General features: G+C 40.5%; 21 protein-coding genes. 13 read left to right on the top strand and 8 right to left on the bottom strand.

Annotated elements, in window-relative coordinates:
• Window positions 1-12 precede the first annotated feature (12 nt).
• Together J4N24_RS00670 and J4N24_RS00665 are read left to right on the top strand one after the other, a co-directional pair.
• The gene (locus J4N24_RS00670; RefSeq protein ID WP_207531713.1) at window positions 13-2067 is read left to right on the top strand and encodes a glycoside hydrolase family 127 protein; all 2055 of its coding nucleotides are present in this window, start codon (window positions 13-15) and stop codon (window positions 2065-2067) included.
• Between the two features lie 242 nt (window positions 2068-2309).
• Window positions 2310-3224, top strand: a complete 915-nt coding sequence (locus J4N24_RS00665; RefSeq protein WP_207531712.1) for an SMP-30/gluconolactonase/LRE family protein — start codon at window positions 2310-2312, stop codon at window positions 3222-3224.
• A 377-nt stretch (window positions 3225-3601) separates the two neighbouring features.
• On the opposite strand, the gene J4N24_RS00660 is transcribed toward J4N24_RS00665, so the two are convergent.
• Window positions 3602-3931 carry a helix-turn-helix domain-containing protein gene (locus J4N24_RS00660; RefSeq protein WP_207531711.1) on the bottom strand — a complete coding sequence of 110 codons (330 nt, stop codon included), beginning with the start codon at window positions 3929-3931 and terminating at the stop codon, window positions 3602-3604.
• 249 nt (window positions 3932-4180) lie between these two features.
• Here J4N24_RS00660 and J4N24_RS00655 point away from each other — a divergent pair, with 249 nt between their 5' ends.
• From J4N24_RS00655 to J4N24_RS00635, 5 genes are all read left to right on the top strand, one after another.
• Complete coding sequence (locus tag J4N24_RS00655; RefSeq protein WP_207531710.1) at window positions 4181-5254, top strand: C1 family peptidase; 1074 nt, start codon at window positions 4181-4183, stop codon at window positions 5252-5254.
• A gap of 29 nt (window positions 5255-5283) precedes the next feature.
• Window positions 5284-6087 (top strand): sulfite exporter TauE/SafE family protein, encoded by an 804-nt coding sequence (locus J4N24_RS00650; protein WP_207531709.1) that lies wholly within the window; start codon window positions 5284-5286, stop codon window positions 6085-6087.
• A gap of 24 nt (window positions 6088-6111) precedes the next feature.
• Window positions 6112-7506, top strand: a complete 1395-nt coding sequence (locus J4N24_RS00645; protein ID WP_207531708.1) for an MBL fold metallo-hydrolase — start codon at window positions 6112-6114, stop codon at window positions 7504-7506.
• Between the two features lie 87 nt (window positions 7507-7593).
• Window positions 7594-8727, top strand: coding sequence for a cysteine desulfurase family protein (locus J4N24_RS00640; RefSeq protein WP_207531707.1), 1134 nt, complete (start codon window positions 7594-7596; stop codon window positions 8725-8727).
• Between the two features lie 89 nt (window positions 8728-8816).
• Window positions 8817-9713: an aldo/keto reductase gene (locus tag J4N24_RS00635; RefSeq protein WP_207531706.1), complete on the top strand. Its 897-nt coding sequence runs from the start codon at window positions 8817-8819 to the stop codon at window positions 9711-9713.
• Between the two features lie 2 nt (window positions 9714-9715).
• Here J4N24_RS00635 and J4N24_RS00630 read toward each other — a convergent pair whose 3' ends face one another.
• Window positions 9716-12160 (bottom strand): TonB-dependent receptor, encoded by a 2445-nt coding sequence (locus tag J4N24_RS00630; RefSeq protein WP_207531705.1) that lies wholly within the window; start codon window positions 12158-12160, stop codon window positions 9716-9718.
• Window positions 12161-12321: 161 nt separating this feature from the next.
• Between J4N24_RS00630 and J4N24_RS00625 the strand changes: the two genes are divergently transcribed.
• Both J4N24_RS00625 and J4N24_RS00620 read left to right on the top strand, forming a co-directional pair.
• A complete protein-coding gene (locus tag J4N24_RS00625; protein ID WP_207531704.1) occupies window positions 12322-12687 on the top strand; it encodes a cupin domain-containing protein in 366 nt (121 codons plus the stop codon).
• A 62-nt stretch (window positions 12688-12749) separates the two neighbouring features.
• Complete coding sequence (locus J4N24_RS00620) at window positions 12750-13703, top strand: methylenetetrahydrofolate reductase (RefSeq protein WP_207531703.1); 954 nt, start codon at window positions 12750-12752, stop codon at window positions 13701-13703.
• A gap of 58 nt (window positions 13704-13761) precedes the next feature.
• Here the strand turns inward: J4N24_RS00620 and J4N24_RS00615 are convergent, their stop codons facing one another.
• Window positions 13762-13965, bottom strand: coding sequence for a hypothetical protein (locus J4N24_RS00615; protein WP_207531702.1), 204 nt, complete (start codon window positions 13963-13965; stop codon window positions 13762-13764).
• 59 nt (window positions 13966-14024) lie between these two features.
• Window positions 14025-14408, bottom strand: coding sequence for a response regulator (locus J4N24_RS00610; protein WP_207531701.1), 384 nt, complete (start codon window positions 14406-14408; stop codon window positions 14025-14027).
• Between the two features lie 432 nt (window positions 14409-14840).
• On the opposite strand from J4N24_RS00610, the gene J4N24_RS00605 reads away from it, so the two are divergent.
• Entirely contained in the window at window positions 14841-15290 is a 450-nt protein-coding gene (locus tag J4N24_RS00605; protein WP_207531700.1) for a GNAT family N-acetyltransferase, read from the top strand.
• 125 nt (window positions 15291-15415) lie between these two features.
• Here J4N24_RS00605 and J4N24_RS00600 read toward each other — a convergent pair whose 3' ends face one another.
• Complete coding sequence (locus tag J4N24_RS00600; RefSeq protein ID WP_207531699.1) at window positions 15416-15577, bottom strand: hypothetical protein; 162 nt, start codon at window positions 15575-15577, stop codon at window positions 15416-15418.
• A gap of 40 nt (window positions 15578-15617) precedes the next feature.
• Window positions 15618-15815, bottom strand: coding sequence for a hypothetical protein (locus J4N24_RS00595; RefSeq protein WP_207531698.1), 198 nt, complete (start codon window positions 15813-15815; stop codon window positions 15618-15620).
• A gap of 339 nt (window positions 15816-16154) precedes the next feature.
• Here J4N24_RS00595 and J4N24_RS00590 point away from each other — a divergent pair, with 339 nt between their 5' ends.
• On the top strand, window positions 16155-18041 hold the full coding sequence (locus tag J4N24_RS00590) for a DNA topoisomerase IV subunit B (RefSeq protein ID WP_207531697.1): 1887 nt from the start codon (window positions 16155-16157) through the stop codon (window positions 18039-18041).
• A gap of 73 nt (window positions 18042-18114) precedes the next feature.
• Here the strand turns inward: J4N24_RS00590 and J4N24_RS00585 are convergent, their stop codons facing one another.
• Both J4N24_RS00585 and smc read right to left on the bottom strand, forming a co-directional pair.
• Entirely contained in the window at window positions 18115-18540 is a 426-nt protein-coding gene (locus J4N24_RS00585) for a nuclear transport factor 2 family protein (RefSeq protein WP_242691449.1), read from the bottom strand.
• Between the two features lie 304 nt (window positions 18541-18844).
• Window positions 18845-22387 carry a chromosome segregation protein SMC gene (smc, locus tag J4N24_RS00580; protein ID WP_207531696.1) on the bottom strand — a complete coding sequence of 1181 codons (3543 nt, stop codon included), beginning with the start codon at window positions 22385-22387 and terminating at the stop codon, window positions 18845-18847.
• A 119-nt stretch (window positions 22388-22506) separates the two neighbouring features.
• Here smc and J4N24_RS00575 point away from each other — a divergent pair, with 119 nt between their 5' ends.
• Complete coding sequence (locus tag J4N24_RS00575) at window positions 22507-22998, top strand: hypothetical protein (protein WP_207531695.1); 492 nt, start codon at window positions 22507-22509, stop codon at window positions 22996-22998.
• The gene (locus J4N24_RS00570; protein WP_207531694.1) at window positions 22998-23696 is read left to right on the top strand and encodes a DUF2490 domain-containing protein; all 699 of its coding nucleotides are present in this window, start codon (window positions 22998-23000) and stop codon (window positions 23694-23696) included. The genes J4N24_RS00575 and J4N24_RS00570 overlap by 1 nt, the downstream gene beginning before the upstream one ends.
• Window positions 23697-23713: the final 17 nt, after the last annotated feature.

The raw sequence follows: 23713 nt of genomic DNA, 5'->3' as shown, positions 1-23713 counted from the left end.
AATAATTAAGCAATGAAAAAAAGTACTTTGATTAAAGCAACTCTGGCTCTGATCTTTTCAGGAGCATTGGTTCCGTCATATGCACAGCAGAAAGATTATCCCTTTCATGCGGTAAATTTCACTTCCGTAAAGTTTACTGATAATTTCTGGCTTCCACGTCTTCGAATAAACCATACGGCCACTATACCCGCTTCCTTTGAGCGCTGTGAAAATACCGGACGGGTTAAGAATTTCGAGATGGCTGCGTCAAGAAGCGGGAAGTTCTGCACGACATTCCCATTTGATGATACTGACATCTACAAAACAATAGAAGGTGCTTCTTTTTCACTAAGCCTTTTTCCGGATAAGAAACTGGAGTCTTATATAGATGGTCTTATTACAAAAGTGGCAAATGCCCAGGAGCCTGACGGTTATCTGTATACGGCTCGTACAATCGATCCTTCACATCCCCATGCCTGGGCTGGATTACAGCGCTGGGAAAAAGAGCGCGAGTTAAGTCACGAGCTATACAATTCAGGGCATTTATACGAGGCTGCTGCCGCTCATTACTATGCAACCGGGAAGAAGAATCTGCTGAATATAGCGCTTAAGAATGCCGACCTGGTTTGTTCTGTTTTCGGTGAAGGCAAAAAACATGTTGCTCCCGGACACGAAATTGTAGAAATGGGACTTGTGAAGTTATATCGTATTACTGGCAAGAAGGAATATCTGGTAACTGCGAAAGACTTTATTGACGAACGCGGCCGCTATGCGAAATATGATAAAAGTAGTAGTGACCCATGGAAGAACGGAGCTTACTGGCAGGATAATAAACCTGTTACAGAGCAGAAGGAAGCTATCGGCCATGCTGTAAGGGCTGCCTATCTGTATTCTGGAGTGGCAGACGTTGCTGCACTTACCGGAAATAAAGCGTATTTAGAAGCAGTGGATAGTATTTGGGAAAATACAGTTAGTAAGAAGATGTATGTGCAGGGTGGTATAGGTGCTGTACCAAGCGGAGAAAGATTTGGAGATAATTATGAGCTACCTAATACTACTGCTTATAATGAGACTTGTGCGGCTATCGCTAACGTTTATTGGAACCATCGTATGTTCTTGCTTCACGGTGATTCAAAGTATATGGACATTCTGGAGAAGAGCTTATATAATGGGTTGATATCAGGTGTAGCCTTAGATGGCAAATCATTTTTCTACAGTAATGCCATGCAAATTAAACATAGCTTTTCCCATAGTGCAATGGAGCCAGAAAGGGCAGGCTGGTTCGAGTGCTCTTGCTGCCCAACCAATATGACCAGACTTCTTCCTTCTATTCCTGGTTATGTGTATGCTCAGAAAGATCAGGATGTATATGTTAACCTATTTGTAAAGAGTAATGCAACTTTAAATGTAAAAGGCAATTCAGTAAGTATAGAGCAACAAAATAACTATCCCTGGCAGGGAGCTTTAAGGTTTATCATTTCTCCTAAGAGTTCATCATCGTTTGGAATGAAGATCCGTATCCCTGGCTGGGCAAGGAACGAAGCGATGCCGTCTGATCTTTACCGCTTCACGAATAATGTCCCATCAAAAGTAGAGATCAGGGTAAATGGCAAATCACAAGATTATAAAATTGAAAAGGGTTACGCTTACATTAACAGAACCTGGAAAAAAGGAGATGTTATTGATGTAAATCTACCGATGGATGTACAGAAAGTAGTGGCCAATGAAAAAGTTAAAGAGGATATGGGTAAAGTGGCTCTTCAGCGGGGTCCACTCGTTTATTGCGCTGAATGGGTAGACAATAATGGAAAAGCTTCAAATATGTTAGTGCCAGCTGAAGCTGCTTTTCAAACTGAATTCCGACCTGATCTTCTCAACGGCGTTATCATAATCAAAGCGAAAGTGCCGGTCATTGAAATTGATGCTAAGGGACAGAACGTTACTACAGTGCAAAAGGATCTTACTGCAATACCTTATTACTCCTGGGCGAACAGGGGCAAAGGAGAAATGCTCATTTGGTTTCCGCAACAAATAAAGGACCTCGATGTGATAACTGCCGATGTCGGTGATAAAAGTGTGCGTAAATAAGGTAGTCAAATTATTGGGTCATGTTATAAAAGTAGTGTTTGCGCTACAGAAAAGCCATAGCCTTGAACTTAACGGTTCAGGGCTTTTTTGATACGATTGTGAGGAGTATTTTTCAACCCTTTATCATTTCAGAATTTGGGTAGAATTTTGGATAAGTAAATTGGGATTGGTGTCGTTAAGAATTTGGAAACTATTAAATTTGGGTCGGTGCTTCTTGAATTTTGCTAACCATTCCTCTAAATATGATTCACATCCGTTCCCTTTTAGTATCTGTCCTGTTCCTTTTTTCATTTTCTGTGCTTTCAATAGCTCAAAATAATTCATTCGATTCTACGGTTATTTTTCATCCTAAGTCAGCACTTAAGCTGGTAAGCAGACAATTTTCTTTCACCGAAGGACCGGCGGTAGATAAAAAGGGAAACATCTATTTCACCGATCAACCGAATAACAAGATTTGGAAATACACAAATACCGGGCATCTGGAGGTCTTTAAAGAAGATGCTGGCCGCTCAAACGGAATGTATTTCGATTCGGAGAACAAGTTAATCACCTGCGCCGATGAGCATAATGAATTGTGGCAGATTGATCGCCATGGAAATGTAAAGGTCCTTTTGAAGGATTTTAAAGGAATAAAGTTCAATGGCCCGAACGATGTCTGGACAGACAGAAGCAGGGGGATTTATTTTACGGACCCCTATTATCAGAGGGACTATTGGGTAAGGAAACAACCGGATATGGAAAAACAGAGGGTGTATTACCTGTGTTATGGTGCCGATTCAGCGAAGATTGCAACAGATGATGTTAAGCAACCAAATGGCATTGTAGGTACCCCGGATGGTAAAGTTCTCTATATAGCCGACTTTGGACAGGGTAAGACATTCAAATATTCCATAGCTGCTGATGGCTCATTATTCGACCGTCAGGTATTTGCTAATATGGCCTCGGATGGTATGACTATAGATGATAAAGGGAATGTTTACCTTACCGGTAAAGGTGTAACTGTATTCAACTCTTCGGGGCACCAAATTGCTCACATTTCTGTGCCAGAAAAATGGACAGCCAACGTATGTTTTGGAGGGAAGAGGAAAGATCTGCTATTTATAACAGCATCAGAGGGGATCTACATAAGAAAAATGGCAGTGAAGGGAGTTGAGTAGGGTTGAGGGATTTCTGGCTGTTTGATCCCTGCGCAGATGAATCATTAAATTACATGGCCGACTTTATGCACAAGGTGTTTAAGTAGCAGGCAGGAACAAAGGACCTGAATGAAAAAACGTTTAGGTCCCTTGCTTTAGTTCGATATAAAATAAACTTGCTTTATAAATTATTTGATTCCTGAAAAAAATCTGTAGTTTAGTGGTACATCTACTAACAACATGACTTTTCTTTTATTTAAGCGGTTCTTCCACGAGCCCGTTAACCTATATTCTTTTTTACAGACCTTAACGTTTACTCTGCTGGTAGACTTTCTGTTTATTTCAATTCTGCTGATTAAGCTGGAATTTCTTTAGGCAAGTAAACTATCAGCCGGAATTCAAATCCTGGTATGAGGTGCAGAGTTAGGATGATCTCGCAGGAAGGCGTGATGAAGCTCAAGAAGATCGGTATATTTCTGCTTCCAGAACAAAGCATTAACGCGACTGGATTTGCTATCGGTGTTCTTTTTGGCCGACAACTCAGGAAGTTCTTCTGAGAAATCATAGTCAAGAACCAGGGCTATCTCTTCGATTATAGCAAAACTCAGATCGGGTTTCTTGAACCAATTATAAATGGTTCTTCTGCTAACGTTTAGATGCCTTGAAAATTCGGAAATACTAATCCTGGTCCTGATGATCTTTTCGATGATTTGTCCACGATGTTCCATTTTTAATTGGTATTGGGTTTATAATAGTTTAGCTTAAGGTTGAGCCTTATACGTATTAAGATGCGTAGAGGTTGCAATGTTTTTACGAAAATTTCGTCTAAATGTACCATATAATGGATCAGAAGCACAAGAAGCCAATTCTTTGGATACCGATCTTTGATAAATCCTTGTTGAGAGCTGAAGCTGAAGTTTCGATTGGAAATTTAATTCAAATTCTTTTGCCTTGCAGGAAGTTGACACAGAAAAAATATGATGAAAAATAAGTCTAAGGTCATGATAGCGCTGTTTGCTGCGTTAGCAGGAAACGCTTTCGCTCAGGAGACAACGATTAAGGATATTAAGGTTATCAATTCAGGTGCATTTGAAAATCAGGGGAAATCTTCAACCTGCTGGTCTTTCTCAGGAATGTCTTTCTTCCAGGCTGAACTGTTGCGAATGGGTAAAGCAGATGATTTGAATTTGAGTGAGATGTTTGTTGTCAGGAATATGTATCCCTTAAAAGCTGAGAACTTCGTTAGGATGCATGGGAAAGCGAACTTTGGCGAAGGAGGAGGTTTTAGCGATAACCTTATTTGTTTGAGAAGGTTTGGTCTTGTTCCTCAGACGGCTTATTCCGGAAAGGCTGAGGACGGAACCTACAACCATAAGCAACTACTTGAAAAGATGGAGCCCATGTTGAGCAAAGTGGCAAATGCTCCTTCGACGATCGATACCGGCTGGAAACAAGATCTTAATTCTGTCCTTGATCAATATCTTGATAAAATCCCGCAGAGTTTCGACTATAAAGGGAAAAAGTATACGCCTCAATCTTTTGCAAAAGAACTTGGACTGAATGCTGATGATTATATTCTAATCACATCCTTTACTCATCACCCTTATTACAAGCCGTTTGTGCTTGAGGTTCCGGACAATTGGAATTGGGAGACTGTGTACAATCTTCCTGTATCTGAGCTTACAGAAGTTGCGGAGGTTGCACTTCAGAAGGGTTATCCTGTTGCCTGGGCGGCAGATGTAAGCGATTCCGGATTTAGCAGGGACAAGGCGATTGCACGGGCGAACGAAGGGAGGCCTGTAAGCACGGAAGAGAGACAAAAGGCCTTTGATAATTTCGATACGCAGGACGATCATGGAATGTTGCTGGTTGGGCTAGCGGAAGATGGAAAGGGTGCTAAGTATTTTAAGGTAAAGAACTCCTGGGGAGACCGTTATCCTGCAGGCAGGTTCCTGTATGCTTCTGAAAATTATTTCGCTTACAAAACTACTTCTATAATGGTTAATAAACATGCCCTTCCAAAAGGGATAGCCAAGAAATTGGGTGTTTAGTTTCCTTCAGAAGGGGAGAGCAATAAGCAATGGAAATATTAGGCTGTTTTGCGTCTTTTGCGATAGGTGTGTTACTTGGACTGTTGGGCGGTGGAGGCTCGATCCTTGCTCTCCCGGTAATGGTCTACCTTTTTAGAGTTCAGCCCGTGCTTGCTACTTCCTATTCACTGTTTGTTGTTGGGTTCACTAGTGCTGTCGGATCTCTTGCTTATCTGCGTGAACGGCTTGTACATCTTCGTATCACCATATTTTTTGGCATTCCTTCTGTCTTAACGATCCTTTTCATACGAAGGGTATGTTTGCCGCGAATACCTGATAAGATCCTTGTTCTCGCTGGTCTGGATCTAACCAAGGCTTTTCTAACAATGCTTTTTTTTGCCCTGTTGATGATTTGGGCAGCAGTAGCAATACTGAAGGATGATACCCTAAATGCCAATTACCCTGCTAAAAGTGAAATGAATGCTTTTACATTACCCTTTTATGGAGTGCTGGTTGGATTGGTAACCGGACTAACGGGTGCTGGTGGTGGCTTTCTTCTGTTACCCGCGCTGGTGTTGTTCTTTAAACTGCCTATGAAAGCAGCGGTTGGAACTTCCTTGTCCATCATCGCCTTTAATTCCCTCTTAGGTTTTATTGGCGATCTGGATCATATCACAGTTAACTGGAAGCTGTTGTTGAGCATTACTGGATTAGCAGTTTGCGGGGTAATAAGTGGCCGGGCACTGAACCGGAAGGTCGGCGCTGATAAATTGAAGAAAGGTTTCGGGCTTTTTGTCCTGGTTATCGGTCTGTTGATCCTTATCCTCGAGTTAAGCCGGAGCGTTAATAATTGATTGTCTTTTTAAAATTTTTTTGATATGATTATCGAACAGATGTATACAGGTTGCCTGGCGCAAGGAGCTTACTTTATCGAATCGGATGGTGAGGTGGCCATAATTGACCCGCTGCGGGAGGTGGATCAATACATTGAGAAGGCAGCTGCAGCAAAAGCAAGCATTAAATATGTGTTCGAAACGCATTTTCATGCTGATTTTGTATCGGGGCATGTTGATCTCGCCAATCAAACGGGCGCAGTGATTGTTTTTGGTCCCCATGCCAATCCTGGTTTTGGTGCTCATATCGCGATGGATAATGAAGAGTTCTCGGTGGGAAAACTTACAATTATTGTCTTGCACACTCCAGGGCATACCATGGAATCCGTCTGTTACTTGCTAAAGGATGAAGAGGGTAAGAATTGTGCCCTTTTTTCAGGTGACACTCTTTTTATAGGGGACGTGGGACGGCCAGACCTGGCCCAGGAAACGGCAGGAATAAGTCAAAACATTTTAGCGGGCTTATTATATGATTCGCTTAGAGAGAAGATTATGCCGCTGAGTAATGATATTATTGTTTATCCCGCTCATGGCGCCGGTTCTGCTTGTGGAAAAAACATCAGTAAACAAACCAGTGACACCTTGGGTAATCAGAAAGAAGCGAATTACGCTTTAGCCGCAGATTTAAGTAAGGAGGATTTTATAAGGGAGGTAACTGAAGGACTTACGCCTCCTCCACAATATTTTCCCGCCAACGTTTCCCTGAACAAGGGGGGGTATGGTTCTTTCGAAATGGTATACAATAAAGGTACTCAGCCTATTGAGATTGAAGTCTTCGCCTCTATTTTAAGTGCTGGACGCCTGATTGTTCTTGATACGCGTAGTCCTGAAGATTTTGCCAGAGGCTTTGTTCCTGGATCTTTAAATATAGGCATCGATGGTAGTTTCGCTCCCTGGGTTGGTGCGATAGTAACTGATCTGTCTTCTAAAATTCTGATCATTGCCGACGAAGGGAGAGAAGGGGAAGTGGTAACGCGTCTTGCCCGTGTAGGATTTGATAATAGCATTGGTTATCTTAAAGGAGGCTTCGATGCATGGAAGGCTACCGGAAGGCCCTGGGATACCGTAAATTCCATAAGTGTTGATGTATTTGCGAGCATGGAAGAGCATTCGGCAATAGTCCTCGATGTTAGAAAGAGGAGTGAATATAAGTCAGGTCATCTTGAAGGCGCTCTTAATATTCCTCTGGATTATTACCACGAAGAAGTGGAAGAACTGGACCGGGAAAAGGAATATTTTATCCATTGTGCCGGAGGTTACCGTTCAATGATCTTTTGTTCCTTACTGAAGGCAAGAGGCTTCGAAAGGGTTTGGGATATCCAGGGCGGCTTCAAGGCAATAAAGGATAGCAGGAAGTTTTTACTCGAAGATGCCTTTTAAGTCCTCAATGTCCTGTAGTTTTCATTTATAGTACCATATACTCTCCGGTCCATCGCCGACCTTAGCTTTTTATTAAAGCTGGAAATTTTGGAAGTATACCTGGACAATGCAGCAACTACCCGCATGGATGCTGCTGTTTTTGATGTTATGGCTCCTTTTTACAGGGAAGCATTTGGAAATCCCTCGGCAACACATACCAGAGGGCGAAGAGCAAGACTTGAAGTAGAAAAGGCCAGAAAGACAATAGCTGAATGTCTGAATGCAGCCCCTGCAGACATTTTTTTCACCTCAGGTGGTACGGAAGCCGACAATATGGCAATCCATTCTGCGGTTAGGGCTCATGGAGTTAAACGGATTATTAGCAGTCATCTTGAGCATCATGCTGTATTAAACGTTTTGAAAGATCTTTCTGCCCGGGAACTTGTAGAGATTGTATTTCTTGATCACGATAGCCAGGGAAGAGTAGATCTGGACCAGCTGGAGAGTTTACTTTTAATCAAAGGAGAAACCCTGGTAACACTTATGCATGCCAATAATGAGGTAGCTACCATGCATGATATAAGCTCAATTGCCAGGCTTTGCCATAGCTACGGAGCACTTTTCCATTCAGACACGGTACAAACCGTAGGTCATTATCAGATGGATATGCTCGATGAAACATCTCCTGACTTTATCGTAGGCTCTGCTCATAAATTTCATGGCCCTCAGGGAACCGGCTTCCTTTGTCGCCGCCCCACTATAGCCTTATCGCGATTTTTACACGGAGGGGGACAGGAAATGGGATTACGTGCCGGTACAGAAAATGTAGCCGGAATCGTGGGTATGGCCAAGGCCCTGGAGATAGCCTGTACCAATATGAAAAATCATCAACAGCATATCCTCCAACTTAAGAAGCGATTAATGAAAGGGATTATTGAAATTTTTCCTTCAGCACAGTTTAATGGAACTTCCGGACAAGAAACCGGTCTTTGTTCTGTTCTTAGTGTTTCCATGGATATCCTTGATGATGAACTGCCAATTTTAGCTAAACTTAATATCGCAGGAATTTATGCGAGTGGGGGAAGTGCCTGTACAGGAGGCTCAAAATCACATGTTATTAATGCCCTTGGGACAGGCGAGAGGAAGGAAACTATTCGTTTTTCTTTTAGCAGAAATAATACCTCTTCAGAAGTAGATTATGTGCTCAGCGTGATGTCAGCCGTAGGCACTGTAAAAGTTTGACTTGTTTTCCTTGGGTACAAGATCATATAAGGTTATTTGGAAGAATATTTGCACCCAAACCTGATATTTGCTTATTTGTTCATTAAACTATGGAATTTGCAATACTTGGAAAATCAGATTTAAGGATCAGTAAAATAGGGCTTGGATGCATGTCTCTAACTGGAAGTATTGAAGAAATTGAGCCTGTGATCTCTAAAGCCCTTGATGCAGGTATCAATTTTTTTGATACAGCAGACCTTTACGAAAGGGGTGCCAATGAAGCAAAGTTAGGTAAGCTTTTACAACGTCGCAGGAAGGACCTTATTCTTGCTACCAAGGTTGGAAATCAAATGAAGGCAGACGGCTCGGGCTGGGATTGGAATCCGCGAAAGGAGTACATTCTCAAAGCGATTGAAGAAAGTCTTAGGAGATTGCAGACGGATTATATAGATCTCTATCAGCTGCATGGGGGAACTATTGAGGATTCAATAGATGAAACTATAGAGGCATTTGAAATACTAAAAGAGCAAGGGAAGATCCGCTCTTATGGCATTTCTTCTATCCGTCCAAATGTGATCAGGGAATATGTCACTAAAAGTAGAATAGATAGTGTGATGATGCAGTTTAGTCTTCTTGACAGGCGCCCTGAGGAAGAGGCATTTCAGCTGTTGGAAGATAATAAAATTGCTGTGTTGGCCAGAGGAGTGGTTGCCCAGGGATTGCTGGCAGGTAAGGAATCAAAAGCTTACCTGGAAAGGCCGTTAGCTGAGGTGGATACTGCTGCAAGGGCTGTCAGAGAAGTTTCCGGTACCAGCAGGACTTTAACTCAGACGGCAATACTATATGTACTTTCTAAAAGAGTAGTAGCAAGCGCTGTATTTGGAACTCATTCCCTGCAACATCTCTCAGAAGCTATAGGTGTTTTTGATGTACCTCCTCTCGAGGCTGAGGAGGTACAGTATTTAGATGAACAGGTAAAGCCTAACCTTTACACAGTCCATCGTTAATTTTAGTTCTTCATCCTGTTTGCTTCGGCATCAAGTCCGGTATTCCTGTTCCGTTCAGGTTTTATGTTGCTATTGCCGAACTTATAGGAAACAGATAAGTTGAAGACCCTTGATTCCCATTTATTATTGAAATTCAGGTTCATATTTGCGTAACTGGTCTTACCGCGGTTTTCACGCATATTAAAAATGTCATTTATGTTGGCCCGGAGATTCATTTTATCTTTATAGAAGCTTCTTTTTAATCCCAGGTTGAAAGCGGGAGTATTGTTGATCTGGAATATACTGTAGCGCAAGGGCGACATGTACCAGAAAGAAAGTTCGGCACTGGTTTTCTTGTTGATAGTGAATTGATTATCCGAATTTATTTGAAAAACAGTTTGATTTACATCCAGCTGCGAACCTAATAAATCTGACTTAAAGCCCATGTTGAACACCTGAGTATTGTTATTGATCTTCCACCATTTGGCGATCTGTATCGGGGTATAAAGATTAACCGAATAAACAGTCTGGCTACTCAGGTTCCTTTCCTGTGCTAGGGTAATCTTTGTCTCATCGTTCTGTTCGGTGATTTGGGCAATTACATTGTTTGTTTTGCTGTAATTGAAGGTAAGTGTATAAACGCTTTTGAAAGTGTAAGACAAGTCTGTAGAATTGGTGAACTGAGGTCTTAAGTAAGGGTTGCCTTGCTCGTAGGTGTAATCGTCGAGGATATAAATAAATGGATTGAGGTTATTATAATTAGGTCTGTCTATTCTTCTGCTAAAGCTTAATCCAACCTGATGATCTTTACCTAACTTCTGACTTACCGATGCACTTGGAAAATAGTTTAAATAGTCCCTTTTTATAACACTATCCTGAGTTTTCGAATTTCCTTTAGAATAGGTTTGCTCTGCCCTTAACCCAATTTGAATAGTAGTTTTCTTAAATTGCTTATTTAGGTTAAGGTAGGCGGCATTAATATTTTCATCGTAAATGAAGTGATTAGATCTACCTCCGTCAGTGATCCAGGCATCGTTCCTTAAGGTATCGAACCTGAAATTGTTATCAGTTCTTACAAAGCTGCTTTTTAGTCCTGCCTCCATTTTCAGTGTCTTTGAGAAAGGGTGAGTATAATCCAGTTTTGCAGATACGATATTAATATCGGCAGGGGCAAGGTTATGAATAGATTTCACCGGGCGACTGGTAATATTGTTCCGGCTATAAAAGTTATCCCTGAACTCGTCCATTTTACCATTATAGGTCGAGTAGTCTGCATCAAAAGTGATCTCGCGCCCGCTGGTATCAAGTGAGGTCTTAGCGTTAAAGTTAAAAGCAGTATTCACATAGCGCTGATTGTTCCTCCCGTCTACATTGATCGCCTCTTCCGGTTTGAAGGTGGAATTTGCGGAAAGATACCTAATCCCCGTCCCACTGCTCGCGTCCTCATCAACAGAGTTGTTATAACCGTTGATCATAACGCCGAGGGTGGTCTTCTTAGTTGCAAAAAAGTCTATCCCTGCTTTGTACGAATTGTTAAACCTTCTGCCATCCCAGCCATTATTTTGGGTAAAGGATGTTATTTCATTATCGTCGGTCACCAGGCGGTTCAAATTAAAACGACTGATATTTCCGTTGTTACTGTAGTTATAATTTCCAAAGACATTGATTTTTCCCTTACGGAAGTTCAGATTTGTTCCTGTATTGTATTTAGAAGTCTTACCATACCCGGTGCCTGCATTGATCGTTCCGTTAAAGCCCAGGTTTTTGTTCCTTTTGGTTTTGATATTAATAATGCCGGCGTTGCCCGCAGCATCGTATTTGGCAGAGGGATTAGTAATGAGTTCGATGGTTTCGATCTGGTTACTTTGCATGCTTCTGAGCATGTTGGCTACATCTGCACTGCTCATATACGTTGGCTTACCATCAATCATGATCAGTACGCTGTTCTTGCCATTCATGGAAATATTATCATCCTTGTCTATAGATACTCCCGGAGATTTTTGTAAAACCTCTAATGCCGTATTTCCTGCTGAGGAAGCACTGGATTCAACATTTACGACCAGTCTGTCTGCCTTCCTTTCAATAAAGGGTTTCTGAGCAGTGATGGTAACTGCTTTCAAGGTTTTACTTTCCCCTACTAGTACAAGCGCTGGAAGGTTTATAGAATTATGAGCCGAATCTAATTGAAGAGGCCCACTATAAGTTTTGGAAAACCCTACAGAGTTTGCCATTATTAAATAAGTTCCAGGTTTTGAAGGAGTGAAGCGGTATTCACCCTGTTTGTCGCTCAGCGCGGTTTTCACCAGGGTAGAATCTTTCAGATTAAGCAGGCTGATGGAAATAAAATTCAGCGGTTCCTTCTGTTCGTTCACAACTTTTCCGCTAATCGAATAAGTGCTCTGACCAAAACTATTAATGGTGTTGAGGAAAAGAGCAAGAACTATAATTGGTAGCGTTAATAATTTCATCTTATGATCTGATCTGGTAACTCAATATTCTTGGGTTGGTTAAGTGCTAATAAGAGTGGTTGAAAACAAGAATAGTTACAAGGAATTTTAAAATAAACCTCGCTTTTACCCTAAACAATTAAAGCGCTTGTACTATTTCTAATACTTTACAAATTTGTTGTATGATCAAAGCGTATAAGTTATTTACGGGAGAAGATGGACATTCGCACTTTCAAGAGGGTACGGTGGCTGAAAATCTAATCCATCATGTAGAGGGTATCAGGTTTAAGGAAACGCCTGCCGATTTCGAGTACGACTGGCATAATGCCCCTACAAAGCAATATGTTCTTACCTTAACCGGTACTCTCGAATTTGAGACACGCCTTGGAGAGAAGTTTATTTTGCGACCTGGAGAGGTATTAATAGCACTTGACGTAACTGGCTCTGCTCATCGTTGGAAAATGCTGGGTGATCAGCCCTGGAAACGTGTGTATGTTTCTATCAAAGATGAGGCTGACCTTAATTTCATCCCAAATTCAAAAGATTAGGTAAATCCTGGAAATTTATCTTCAGATTTTTCTAATAGACGGGTTCCTTGTATCTTGCGGGGATGTTTAATAGTAAAATTGAGAAGAGGCAGTCGGGGATTCTTTTATATGGTATTACGCCTCCAAAAGCAAATAATTCTGCTGAGAAAATAGAGGAGATCACTAAGAGGACTATCGGCCGCGTTCAGGACCTGGATATTGACGGGCTGGTGATCTATGATCTGCAGGACGAAGCTACCCGGAACCCTATGGAGAGGCCTTTTCCTTTTTTTCAGACTATTGATGCATTTACTTATGCTAATGAATGGTTCCGTGATCTTAATCTTTCAAAGATCGTATATTGCTCTGTTGGTAAGCTAACTGAAGATGAGTTGTCCAGACAGGTTCAGAAAGGACAGGGGAATAACGCGACGGTTTTTGTGGGCGCTCCTTCCAGAGATCATCAGGTGCAGTTATCCTTGGATAAAGCATATAAGATCTGGAAGGATTATAATCCCTCATCATTGTTAGGGGCAGTAGCGATACCAGAAAGGCATAACCTTAAGAAGAATGAGCATATTCGTATTGCTAATAAGATGCAGAGCGGCTGTTCTTTTTTTATCACCCAGTGTGTCTATAATGTTGAGTATGTAAAGAATCTTGTTTCTGATCTATACTTCTCGTCTCAGCAGACAGGTACTGATATTCCTACACTTATTTTTACACTAACCCCCTGCGGTTCTGTTAAAACATTGAAATTTTTAGACTGGTTAGGTATTCATGTACCCGAATGGCTGGTAAATGAGTTAACCTACTCGAATAATATATTGTCACGATCTGTAGATCTTTGTATTCAGATTGCCACGGAGATTATTGATTACTGCCTTGACAAGAACATACCCTTTGGCTTAAATATAGAAAGTGTTTCTATTCGAAAAGAAGAGATTGAAGCTTCTGGCCTACTCCTTAAGTCTGTAGCTAAGATATTGGAGGAAAAAGGAGTGAGATCTAAATTGGAAAAGGGTTTGCTTGCCTAAAAAAGGAGTTTATTTTGAAATGGGGGAAGTTTTTCAAAGAATCTTCCCCCATTTCTATCTAAAGCATGAATAGTAGCCAGGTAATAATTAGTACTAAAACCAGGGGTGGAATGATCCATTTTAATGCAGGCCCTGCTCCTTCATCATTTTCCTGATGTACAGCTTCATGCGAAGGCCCCGGATTACGTTGGTGGTGCTCATAGTCGTGCTCCACGTGCTCCATATTTTTTAGCTTTTCCTGATTGATCGAATTGTTCTCCATTTGTTTAATATCTGAATTAAATGTCCAACAATTATAGCGGGACTAAGTTCTGTTTTGCTTTAACAAAGATTGGCCGAGGCCGAATTTGAAAGCTGCCTTTGTATGCGGCTTAATAGCGTTCTTTCGTCGAATGGCTTGGATATAACATCGTTCGCACCTACCTCACTGATCGTATTATAAATTTCAGGAACAGCAGAAAGTATTACTATTGGAATTACTGATGTTTCCGGGTTACTCTTAAGTTCCTTGCAAAGGGTCCGACCATCTTCATTTTTCAAAATGATGTCGAGCAGAATTACGTCAGGCTGGAAAGTATCTATAGCTTCATAAAGACCCTCTCCACCTGAAAGCGCTTTTACCCGGTAATCTGCATTCTGTAAAAGTAAGGCTATGGTTTCTCTCACATGCTCTTCATCTTCAATAATTAGTATTCCCGGATTCATTGTTGTATAAAAAAAAGTACTCGAATTATAAATAAACTTAAATACAAGTTGAGCCCCCTTTTGGTTTACGTTTTCTTGCAGGACTTATCCACAGGTTTATGTTATGCACAATGGTCAGAATTTTGATCATGTGAAAAGCACGCTTAAGCGGTTGAAAAAAGTATAGTCTCATATGAGAGGCTGCGAATAAAACAGAGTTCGAAAGGCAAGTGCACATTTGTACGAAGATCTCTCCTTCGAAATGAGGTGATTTAATAGCCCCTGCTAGTTTTATTTTTCATGTTTTTAAAATGTTTATCTAATTAAATGATTGTTTCGTTTTTAATAATATAAAAATTGTAGAATAAAATATTGAAATTGTTAAAGAATAGCAGGAAGAATTGAAAAATTTGTATACTTGCTTTCGCTGATGCAGACAATAAGAGGACAATTATGATTCGGCTAAAAAGAACGTCCAGTAGGGACATAGATTTTAAAAACCTGACTATGGAGTTGGATAGTGACCTTCAGGGAAGATATCAGGATGTCCAGTATCAGTTTAATGCTTACACAGATGTTTCAAAATTAAATACAGTTGTTATCGCATATATTCAGGATATAGCAGTAGGCTGTGGTTGTTTCAAGGAAATATCAGACCGCGCAGTGGAAATAAAAAGGATGTTTGTAAATCCCTACTTCAGGGGATTTGGAGTGGCTTCTTCTATTATTGATGAGTTGCTGGTATGGGCGAAACAGCTTTATTATAATGAGGCGCTTCTGGAAACAGGAAAACGACAACCTGAGTCCATCAAGCTATACACCAAGCATGGTTTCCTGATCATAGACAATTTCGGTCCTTATGTAGGAATGACTGAAAGCGTGTGTATGAAACGCGAACTCTAAAGATCATAAACAAAATAAGTCCGTTTTTCCGGACTTATTTCTTGTTGTTTAACTGAGGGAAAAAGAACGATTGTGTAATTGTTTTTCTGTTTTCGTAGGTATGTATGTAGGGTTGAGATTGATGCTTATGCTACCAAAAGGCCGTCGTCTGAACCAGGTTTTAACGTTTTAATTATCTGCTCTTTAGCTTCTTTTACGGCTTTTAGCTCGTTATTAAGGATTTTAAGCAGTTGTCTGTCGAACTTTTCTGTTAACTTAACAATTTTAGTTTCGGTGAATTTTTTCATAACAGTTAAAATTAGGTTGATCGAGTATTTTTTTGGGTGATTAATCTTCTTTTGTATTCTCTTCGTCTTCACTGAGATTGTTCTTCCTTCTCTCAGCTTCATTCTTCTGACGGATCAGCTGTTCCATGTCCCTTGGATCATGTGACTGCTCCGGATCTTTAGGGTTTTCCCAGTCAACTTCGGGCTGGTCATTATCCTTTAGCTCCTTTGGTAATTTTATTTTATTGACGACGACCATTTGTTTATCGCTTGTGTCAAATATTATTCATAATCCATACCAATTCGGAGATTTTTCACCTCAGCTGAGAAACTTAGCTGTCTAAGGTTTTGATTTATAGCTTGATAGCAGTTTTTTGCTTTTTTCTCAGTTGTTTTACTTTGCTGACTTTATCCTACAAAAGATGTATTTTCCCTACAATTCGTATTTTGCTTGTATGAAATTTAGTACGAAAACTGTCGAACAACAGTGGTTAAACTAGCTAAAAGCTTTAGTTTTGTATATCGTGAAATGGTAGTTGAAAAGGGGCTACCGTAATAGGATTATTTATATATTACAATCTATTAAACTTAATAAGTAGTGGCTGAGAATAATGTAAATTATAGTGAAGACAGTATACGGTCTCTAGATTGGAAAGAACACATTCGTTTAAGGCCCGGAATGTATATCGGGAAGCTGGGTGATGGTTCTGCTTATGATGATGGTATCTATGTTTTACTTAAGGAGATCATGGATAACTCTATTGATGAGTTTGTAATGGGGGCAGGGCGCACCATAGAGGTCAATATCACTGAACATAAAGTAACCGTTCGCGATTATGGTCGCGGGATCCCTTTAGGAAAGGTGATAGATTGTGTATCCAAGATAAATACTGGTGGTAAATATGATTCAAAAGCTTTCCAGAAATCTGTAGGATTGAATGGGGTAGGTACCAAAGCGGTAAACGCCCTGTCTGCTTCTTTTACTGTTCAGTCCTACCGGGATGGAAGAACTAAGATTGCAGAATTTGCTAAGGGTGAAATAATAAGAGATGAATCTGAGAAGGATACAACTCAGAGAAATGGAACAGCTATAAGCTTCGTTCCTGATGATTCTATTTTCCGGAATTATCGCTTTATCCCTGAATTTATTGAAAACATGATCTGGAATTACGTTTTTCTTAATTCAGGACTTACTATAAACTTCAATGGGCAGAAGTATTTTTCTGAGAAAGGCTTACACGACCTTCTCACAAAAAATACAGATACTGAAACTATCCGCTATCCTATCATCCACCTGAAAGGGGAGGATATAGAGGTTGCCATGACTCACGGTCAGCAATATGGTGAAGAGTATTATTCTTTTGTCAATGGTCAGCACACAACGCAGGGTGGAACTCACCAGGCAGCTTTTAGAGAGGCGGTAGTAAGGACTGTACGAGATTTCTATAAGAAAGAGTTTGATGCCGCTGATATCAGAGCCTCTATTGTTGCAGCGATTGCCATAAAAGTTCAGGAGCCTGTTTTCGAATCTCAGACTAAAACTAAACTGGGATCTCAGAATGTCGGTCCGGAAGGCCCCACTGTTCGTACTTTGATCAATGATTTCCTTAAAAAAGAGTTGGATGATTATCTGCATAAGAACCAGGCAACAGCAGATGCGCTATTAAAGCGAATCCTTCAATCAGAACGTGAGCGTAAAGATATTGCCGGTATTAAGAAGCTTGCAAATGAGCGGGCTAAAAAAGCGTCATTACATAACCGAAAGCTAAGAGATTGTAAGATACACTTCGAGGATAATCACGAGCGCAAGCAGGATACTACCCTGTTTATAACGGAGGGTGATTCTGCCAGCGGATCTATAACTAAATCCAGGGATGTAATGACTCAGGCTGTATTCAGTTTGAAAGGAAAGCCTTTAAACTGTTTTGGTCTTACCAAGAAGGTTGTTTACGAGAATGAAGAGTTTAACCTTCTTCAGCATGCCCTAAACATTGAAGACGGTTTAGATGGCCTTCGTTATAACAATATTGTTATTGCCACAGATGCCGACGTAGACGGAATGCACATTCGCTTGCTGATGATGACCTTCTTCCTTCAGTTCTTCCCGGATCTGGTAAAAGCAGGGCACGTTTCCATCCTGCAGACTCCTTTATTCAGGGTAAGGAATAAAAAGGAAACTATCTATTGTTATAATGAGGAGGAAAAGCAACGTGCAATGGCTAAACTTGGAGCAAAACCCGAAATTACCAGGTTTAAAGGTTTGGGAGAAATATCTCCGGACGAGTTCGGCTTATTTATCGGAAAGGATATCAGACTGGAGCCTGTGATCTTGAAGGATGCAAATATCCATTCCTTGCTGGAGTATTTCATGGGTAAGAATACACCGGTTAGACAACAGCATATTGTGGGGAATCTCCGGATAGAAAAAGACGATGCACAGTTGGCAGCAAGCGTAGAAACCGTTGAGGAAACAGTAGCTGCATAAGAATACTATAAAATAAGAAAGGAGTCCTGAAAGATCAGTGACTCCTTTTTCTCAACTATAACCAAATAATATCTTAACTAAAAGAACTGGACACATTCGTAATCTTCCAGCCTTTAGATGTGTTGTTAAATGTTACAAAATTAATACGCGTAAATTCTTCGTATTTCTGTGTTACCCTTACAATTGTTTGAGTTGAATTTTGTTCAACAATAGCGTACTCTGTAGTACAATTTTGCTTTACTCCTTCTGATGACTTCAAAGATGATAACATCTCTGATTTTGAATAGTTCACAATTTTTTCACCTCGGGTCACCGTAAATTTTACGTCACCATCTAGCACATCTGCAAAGCCTTTAATCTTTCCTTCACTTACAGCGTCTAAATAACTTTTAAGAGCGTAATCAATGCTTAATTTGTTAGAAGTGTTAAGCTCGTCAGCAAAAGTTCCAATGGTGATCACCATTAAAAATGCGGTTAGGAGAGTCTTTAGCGTTTTCATATCTTTTGTTGTTGGGTTGGTTTTGTATAATAGACGCAAGGCTATTTCTTCCGTTACAACAAATTTTATTTTTTCAGATAAATAATGTCTTTAGTTTTTATTAAAGTTGTGCTACCATTATAAGTGTACATCCAGTTCCCGGAAAAGAATTTCTATTCCATGAGTGAAAGTGTTCATGGTCCCTGGGTTAAGGGAAGGTTCAAATGACTACAGGGAGTAAATCCAGCGAAATAATTTAGTGCTATAATAGAAATGGCCTCAGCGTTTATCTGAGGCCATTTCTATTATAGTTGTTTTAGCACGATCAAGCCATTTCACGCATGTCTACTGCTACTACCCTTGAAATACCTTGCTCAACCATTGTAACACCGTAAATAATATCCGTACTTGCGATGGTACGCTTATTATGTGAAACAATAATAAATTGGGACTCATCAGAGAACGTCCTGATGATATTATTGAACTTGTCGATATTTGTATCATCTAAAGGAGCATCCACCTCGTCAAAAATACAGAACGGTGCAGGCTTTAGCAGGTACAGCGAAAACAGTAAAGCTGTTGCTGTAAGCGTTTTTTCTCCACCTGAAAGCTGATTGATAGATAGCGGACGTTTTCCTTTTGGTCGTGCTATAATATCGATATCAGACTCTAATGGGTTTTCAGGATTATCCAGGATCAAATCGCAGCTGTCTTCTTCGTTAAACAACGATCTGAAGACCCTGATAAAGTTTTCACGAACACTTAGAAATGCATTCATGAATTTATCCTGCGCACTGTCATCAATTTCTTTGATCGTTTGCAGAAGGGCTAATTTAGCTTCCTGAAGGTCTTTCTTCTGATTCATAATGAAGGTATAGCGCTCATTCATTTCGCGGTAAGCCTCCATAGCAGTGGAATTGATCGCTCCAAATTCTTCAAGCTGCTTTTTCAGTCGATCTGTTTGAATTTTAAGGTCTGTTTCACTTTCTCCTTCAGGGATCTCCGTATCAAAAAGATCAGCGATATCGATATTAAATTCCACTGAGAGGCGTTCTTTTAAGCCATTCAGCTCCAGGCGAAGACTTGTTTTTTTATCCTTTATCTCGTTTGAAATGAAATCGGCATTTTCTTTATTCCTTCTTAACGTGGCGATATTGTTTTCCGTCTCCGTTATCATACCGCGGGAAGCAAAATAATCCTGCTCAGCTTCGCGTACACCCTTTTCCAGTTCTTCTTTTTGAGCATACATTTCCAGCAAGCCCTCATCATTATGGTCAACGTGCTGTACTGTATCTGCGATTTCTGTCTTTACTTTTTCAAGTTCTACGCTGTTTGTTGCTATCCTCTGGTCTAAAGCTTGCTGCTGCGTATCCCGGTAGTCAAGGTCTTTTTCAATGTTAGAAACCTTATTTTGCTGCTGGTGAAACCGGATATTCTCCTGGTTAAAAGCAGTCGATTTCTCCGTCACCAACTCAGTAAGTTCTGTATAGGAACTTTGTTGGTCACGCAATTCATCGGCCATCTCCTTCATCCGTTTTTCCAGACCTGCAAGAAGCGGTTCAGACTCGGCTATTTCTGCCGTGATTGCAGCGATCTTTGTCTCTATATCCTGTTTACGGTTCTGACTATTCCTTATAAAGGCTAAATACTGCTCCTGGCGGGTCTTCAGTGAGATCAGTTCATTTCCAAAACGGTTGGTTTCTTGCTGCAGGAGTTGGATATCTGGTTTCCGGGAAGAAGTTTTTAAAGTCTGAAGTTTTTGAGTCTCCTGCTCTATAGAAGACTTTAGATTTCCTATTTCTGCTTCAAGGGATTTGATTTCCTTCGCAAGTATTTCAAGATTTTTAGCCCGGCCGATACGTTTACCCTCAAATAAGCCTACAGAACCGCCAGCCATACTGATACGGCTCTTGGTGAACTTCCCGCTCCCGCTAAGTATCACGATATTGTTCTCAGGCATCAGGTTATTCAGCTCTTCATCATCTCCCGAAGTAAGGATATAAACGTTGTTCAATAACTGGCGACAAAGTTTACCGTATTTAGCATCAACATCAATGATACTAAGCGCAGGAATTAAATTATCAGCCACAAGGTCCAGTTTCGCGGGCTCTGGGGTTTTGTTCAGCGCTTCTAAAACGAAGAAGTTCGATCTTCCTTTTGACGAGTCGCTCAATAGACGAATGGCCTGAACTGCGTCCTGTTGTGTTTCCACCACGTAATGGTTCATTACGGGTTCCAGATAATTCTCTATTGCTACACGATAGTCTTCTTTACAGAACAATACGTCAGAGAACAAAGGAGTTTGCTTAGTCCACCCCGCGTTCTTTTTAAGGAAACGGATAGATTCAGGAAAACCTTCCAGATTATCTACAAGGGATTTGGTAAGGTTATACTCATTCTGTTTAGCGTCCAGCTTCCGGGACTCCGATGATACCTTGTCTTTATATTTCGCTATTGTTTCCTCGGTAAACTGAATCTGCTGAGTAAGGTCTTCTTCAAAGGCTAAAAGCTCACCAAGCTCTTTTTGCTTTTGTTCTGCTTTTGCCTCCAATTCATTTATCGCTTTATTAAATTCATTAAGTTCGGTTTCCTTTGACGCTGTATCTGCCAGGTTACGGTTACTCTCCTGTAGAAGTGCGTCTTTCTGGATGTTCAGAACAGCAACATCTTTTTCAATCTTATAAAGCTGGTTTTGGATCTCATTATTTTCTTTAACCAGGAGATCTAATTTGTTCTTTGTAGTTTGTTGCTGGATCTTCAACTCATCCAGTTCTTCCTTTTTATCTGCAAGACTGTTTTTTACACTTTCAAACTGTTGAGATTCCTGTAACTGTTCTTCATTTAGTCTTTTGATATTATAAAGAACGTTATTTAACTGCGTTTTGTCTTTCTCGAGTTCATCTGTTAAACGCGCCTCTTTATCCTGTAAGTGACGCAGTTGCTCGTTCTTTATTTTCTTCTCACTCTCGTAGGCTCTGATCTTGGCAGTAAACTCATTTGTCGCCTTTTGCTGTGCTCCTAAATTCTTTTCTTTGGTAATATTGTCTGTTTTATACTGCTTGATCGCTTCTTCAAGCTTTTCAATTTCGGTAACCAAAGCCGATTTCTGATTCTCATGCGATTGTTCCTGTTGTTCAAGGCTTTCCAGGGAATTCCTAAATCCAACGATCCTAAAGGCTGCTAATGTTACACTCAGTGCACGATATTGCTCTTTTAGCTTATAATAACGCTCTGCTTTTTTTGCCTGATTTTCGAGGGTTTTCAGATTTTTCTCGATCTCAAATAACAGATCTTCTACACGGCTCAAATCACCCTCTGTCTCTTTAAGTCGTGAAAGTGTCTGCTTCTTTCTAAGCTTATATTTGGAAATACCTGAAGCTTCTTCAAAAAGAACCCTTCTTGAGCCTTCTTTATTTGCAATGATCTCATCGATCATCTTTAACTCTATGATGGAGTAAGAATCGGCACCGATACCGGTGTCGAGGAAAAGGTCGGTAATATCTTTTAAACGGCACTGTACATCATTCAGACGGTACTCACTTTCGCCGCTGCGGTAAAGTTTACGGGTAATAGTTACCTGCGTAAAGTCCGTGGGAAGGATGTTTTTGTTATTGTCGAACGTCAGTGAAACCTCAGCTAGTTGTGCTGGTTTCCTGGTTTTGGTTCCGTTGAAAATGATGTTTTCCATCTTTTCAGAGCGAAGCATACGGGTGCTTTGCTCTCCCAAAACCCATCTTATGGCATCAACAACATTGGACTTTCCGCATCCATTTGGTCCCACAATTGCCGTTACCCCTTCGTTAAAATGAATCGTGATTTTATCTCCAAAGCTCTTAAAGCCCTTAATTTCCAGTCTGTTTAATTGCATTTTTTCTCAACAGGTTCTATCCCTTACTCTTCTAAAAAAAGATCACCAAGTTATGGTATTTAATTAAATTTAGGGAGAAAATTACGGGCTTTTTTGTGGATGTTTGTAACTTGTAAATTATGGAAAACTTTATTCCTTTTCTGATTGGAATTGCCTTGTTTATTTATAAGGTCTGGTCAAATTTCAGCAAAGAGCAGGAGAAAGCCCGGAAGAGAAATCCGGCTAAGTCTGGAACTTCTGAAAAGAGATCTGTAGATTCTAAGCGACGTCAGGCTGCGGCGCCTGCAAATGTTCCTCAACCTTTCCTTATTGAAGAAGTAACTGATACGAATAATCCTTACGAACCTAAATACAAACATCTTTACCAACGGGAGAAGCGGAACAGCAAAGAGTATGAGCCTAAAGTTAATGAGCTATCTAACAAAGAAATGCAGATAGCGAGAGAAGGTTATAATCCTGAGATCCCAGCTGAAGAAATTAAAGCTAACCGGAAAATTCACAGAACTCATAAGCATGGGGAGGTTTCGATACCTGAAGTGGAAAACCCGGTTGAATTCGATATGAGGAGTGCTGTAATTGCTGAAGCTATTTTAAATCGTCCAAAGTTTTAATGCGTTTTTTATTAAGAAGCAAAGAGCTTGTAGTTTTACAAGTAATGATAGCTTTTGTCTTTTCGGCAAAAGCGCAAAAATTAATTGACAAAGGGGTGGAGTTCTGGCCTCAGTATTATCTTCAGGTTCCCGTTGATTCGCTTTGGTCTGTTTCTGCAGATTATTCTGACCGGTATGATGATTTTAACGAGAAAGTGCAGTGGATAGGACGGATAGGGGTTAATCATCAGCTTAATAGTTTCTTTTCGGCATCTGCGGGATATGCCTACTCCGAATATTTTACAAATTCGGGAACAAGAAGGGAGAACAGGCCCTGGCAACAGTTGGCAGTTGCCCACAAATATAGATTCTTAAGGTTCAGTCACCGCCTGCGATTGGAAGAACGCTTTCAGAGGGATGATAGAAGCACGCGTTACAATTACCGCTTACGCTACCAGTTTCAGGTGCAGGCGCCGATTTTAAAAAAGCAAAAAGGCTATGTTTTTATTTCCGATGAACCGATGATAAACTTTGGTAAGGAACTTAATGACCTTAATAAATTTGATCAGAACCGCCTTCAAATAGGATTACAGTTTAAACTATTTGAAGAATTTTACCTTACTCCCGCTTATATGAGCACTTACCAGATCCAATCAAACAAGAAGGATTTTAGAAGTTTGGATATATGGAGGGTTGGGATCACCTATAGGTGGGAGTAGAAAGGATTTTAGGGAGG

Origin of the sequence: Desertivirga arenae, assembly GCF_017355785.1 — a bacterium.
Taxonomy (GTDB): Bacteria; Bacteroidota; Bacteroidia; order Sphingobacteriales; family Sphingobacteriaceae; genus Desertivirga; species Desertivirga arenae.
This window is presented reverse-complemented; position numbering and strand designations above follow the sequence as displayed.

What these genes read in the sequence shown, in the direction of transcription:
- J4N24_RS00630 (WP_207531705.1), bottom strand. Translation starts at nt 12,160, where the DNA reads ATGAAATTATTAACGCTACCAATTATAGTTCTTGCTCTTTTCCTCAAC.
- J4N24_RS00650 (WP_207531709.1), top strand. Translation starts at nt 5,284, where the DNA reads ATGGAAATATTAGGCTGTTTTGCGTCTTTTGCGATAGGTGTGTTACTT.
- J4N24_RS00635 (WP_207531706.1), top strand. Translation starts at nt 8,817, where the DNA reads ATGGAATTTGCAATACTTGGAAAATCAGATTTAAGGATCAGTAAAATA.
- J4N24_RS00655 (WP_207531710.1), top strand. Translation starts at nt 4,181, where the DNA reads ATGATGAAAAATAAGTCTAAGGTCATGATAGCGCTGTTTGCTGCGTTA.
- J4N24_RS00660 (WP_207531711.1), bottom strand. Translation starts at nt 3,931, where the DNA reads ATGGAACATCGTGGACAAATCATCGAAAAGATCATCAGGACCAGGATT.
- J4N24_RS00605 (WP_207531700.1), top strand. Translation starts at nt 14,841, where the DNA reads ATGATTCGGCTAAAAAGAACGTCCAGTAGGGACATAGATTTTAAAAAC.
- smc (WP_207531696.1), bottom strand. Translation starts at nt 22,387, where the DNA reads ATGCAATTAAACAGACTGGAAATTAAGGGCTTTAAGAGCTTTGGAGAT.
- J4N24_RS00620 (WP_207531703.1), top strand. Translation starts at nt 12,750, where the DNA reads ATGTTTAATAGTAAAATTGAGAAGAGGCAGTCGGGGATTCTTTTATAT.
- J4N24_RS00575 (WP_207531695.1), top strand. Translation starts at nt 22,507, where the DNA reads ATGGAAAACTTTATTCCTTTTCTGATTGGAATTGCCTTGTTTATTTAT.
- J4N24_RS00625 (WP_207531704.1), top strand. Translation starts at nt 12,322, where the DNA reads ATGATCAAAGCGTATAAGTTATTTACGGGAGAAGATGGACATTCGCAC.
- J4N24_RS00585 (WP_242691449.1), bottom strand. Translation starts at nt 18,540, where the DNA reads ATGAAAACGCTAAAGACTCTCCTAACCGCATTTTTAATGGTGATCACC.
- J4N24_RS00670 (WP_207531713.1), top strand. Translation starts at nt 13, where the DNA reads ATGAAAAAAAGTACTTTGATTAAAGCAACTCTGGCTCTGATCTTTTCA.
- J4N24_RS00600 (WP_207531699.1), bottom strand. Translation starts at nt 15,577, where the DNA reads ATGAAAAAATTCACCGAAACTAAAATTGTTAAGTTAACAGAAAAGTTC.
- J4N24_RS00615 (WP_207531702.1), bottom strand. Translation starts at nt 13,965, where the DNA reads ATGGAGAACAATTCGATCAATCAGGAAAAGCTAAAAAATATGGAGCAC.
- J4N24_RS00645 (WP_207531708.1), top strand. Translation starts at nt 6,112, where the DNA reads ATGATTATCGAACAGATGTATACAGGTTGCCTGGCGCAAGGAGCTTAC.
- J4N24_RS00570 (WP_207531694.1), top strand. Translation starts at nt 22,998, where the DNA reads ATGCGTTTTTTATTAAGAAGCAAAGAGCTTGTAGTTTTACAAGTAATG.
- J4N24_RS00595 (WP_207531698.1), bottom strand. Translation starts at nt 15,815, where the DNA reads ATGGTCGTCGTCAATAAAATAAAATTACCAAAGGAGCTAAAGGATAAT.
- J4N24_RS00665 (WP_207531712.1), top strand. Translation starts at nt 2,310, where the DNA reads ATGATTCACATCCGTTCCCTTTTAGTATCTGTCCTGTTCCTTTTTTCA.
- J4N24_RS00610 (WP_207531701.1), bottom strand. Translation starts at nt 14,408, where the DNA reads ATGAATCCGGGAATACTAATTATTGAAGATGAAGAGCATGTGAGAGAA.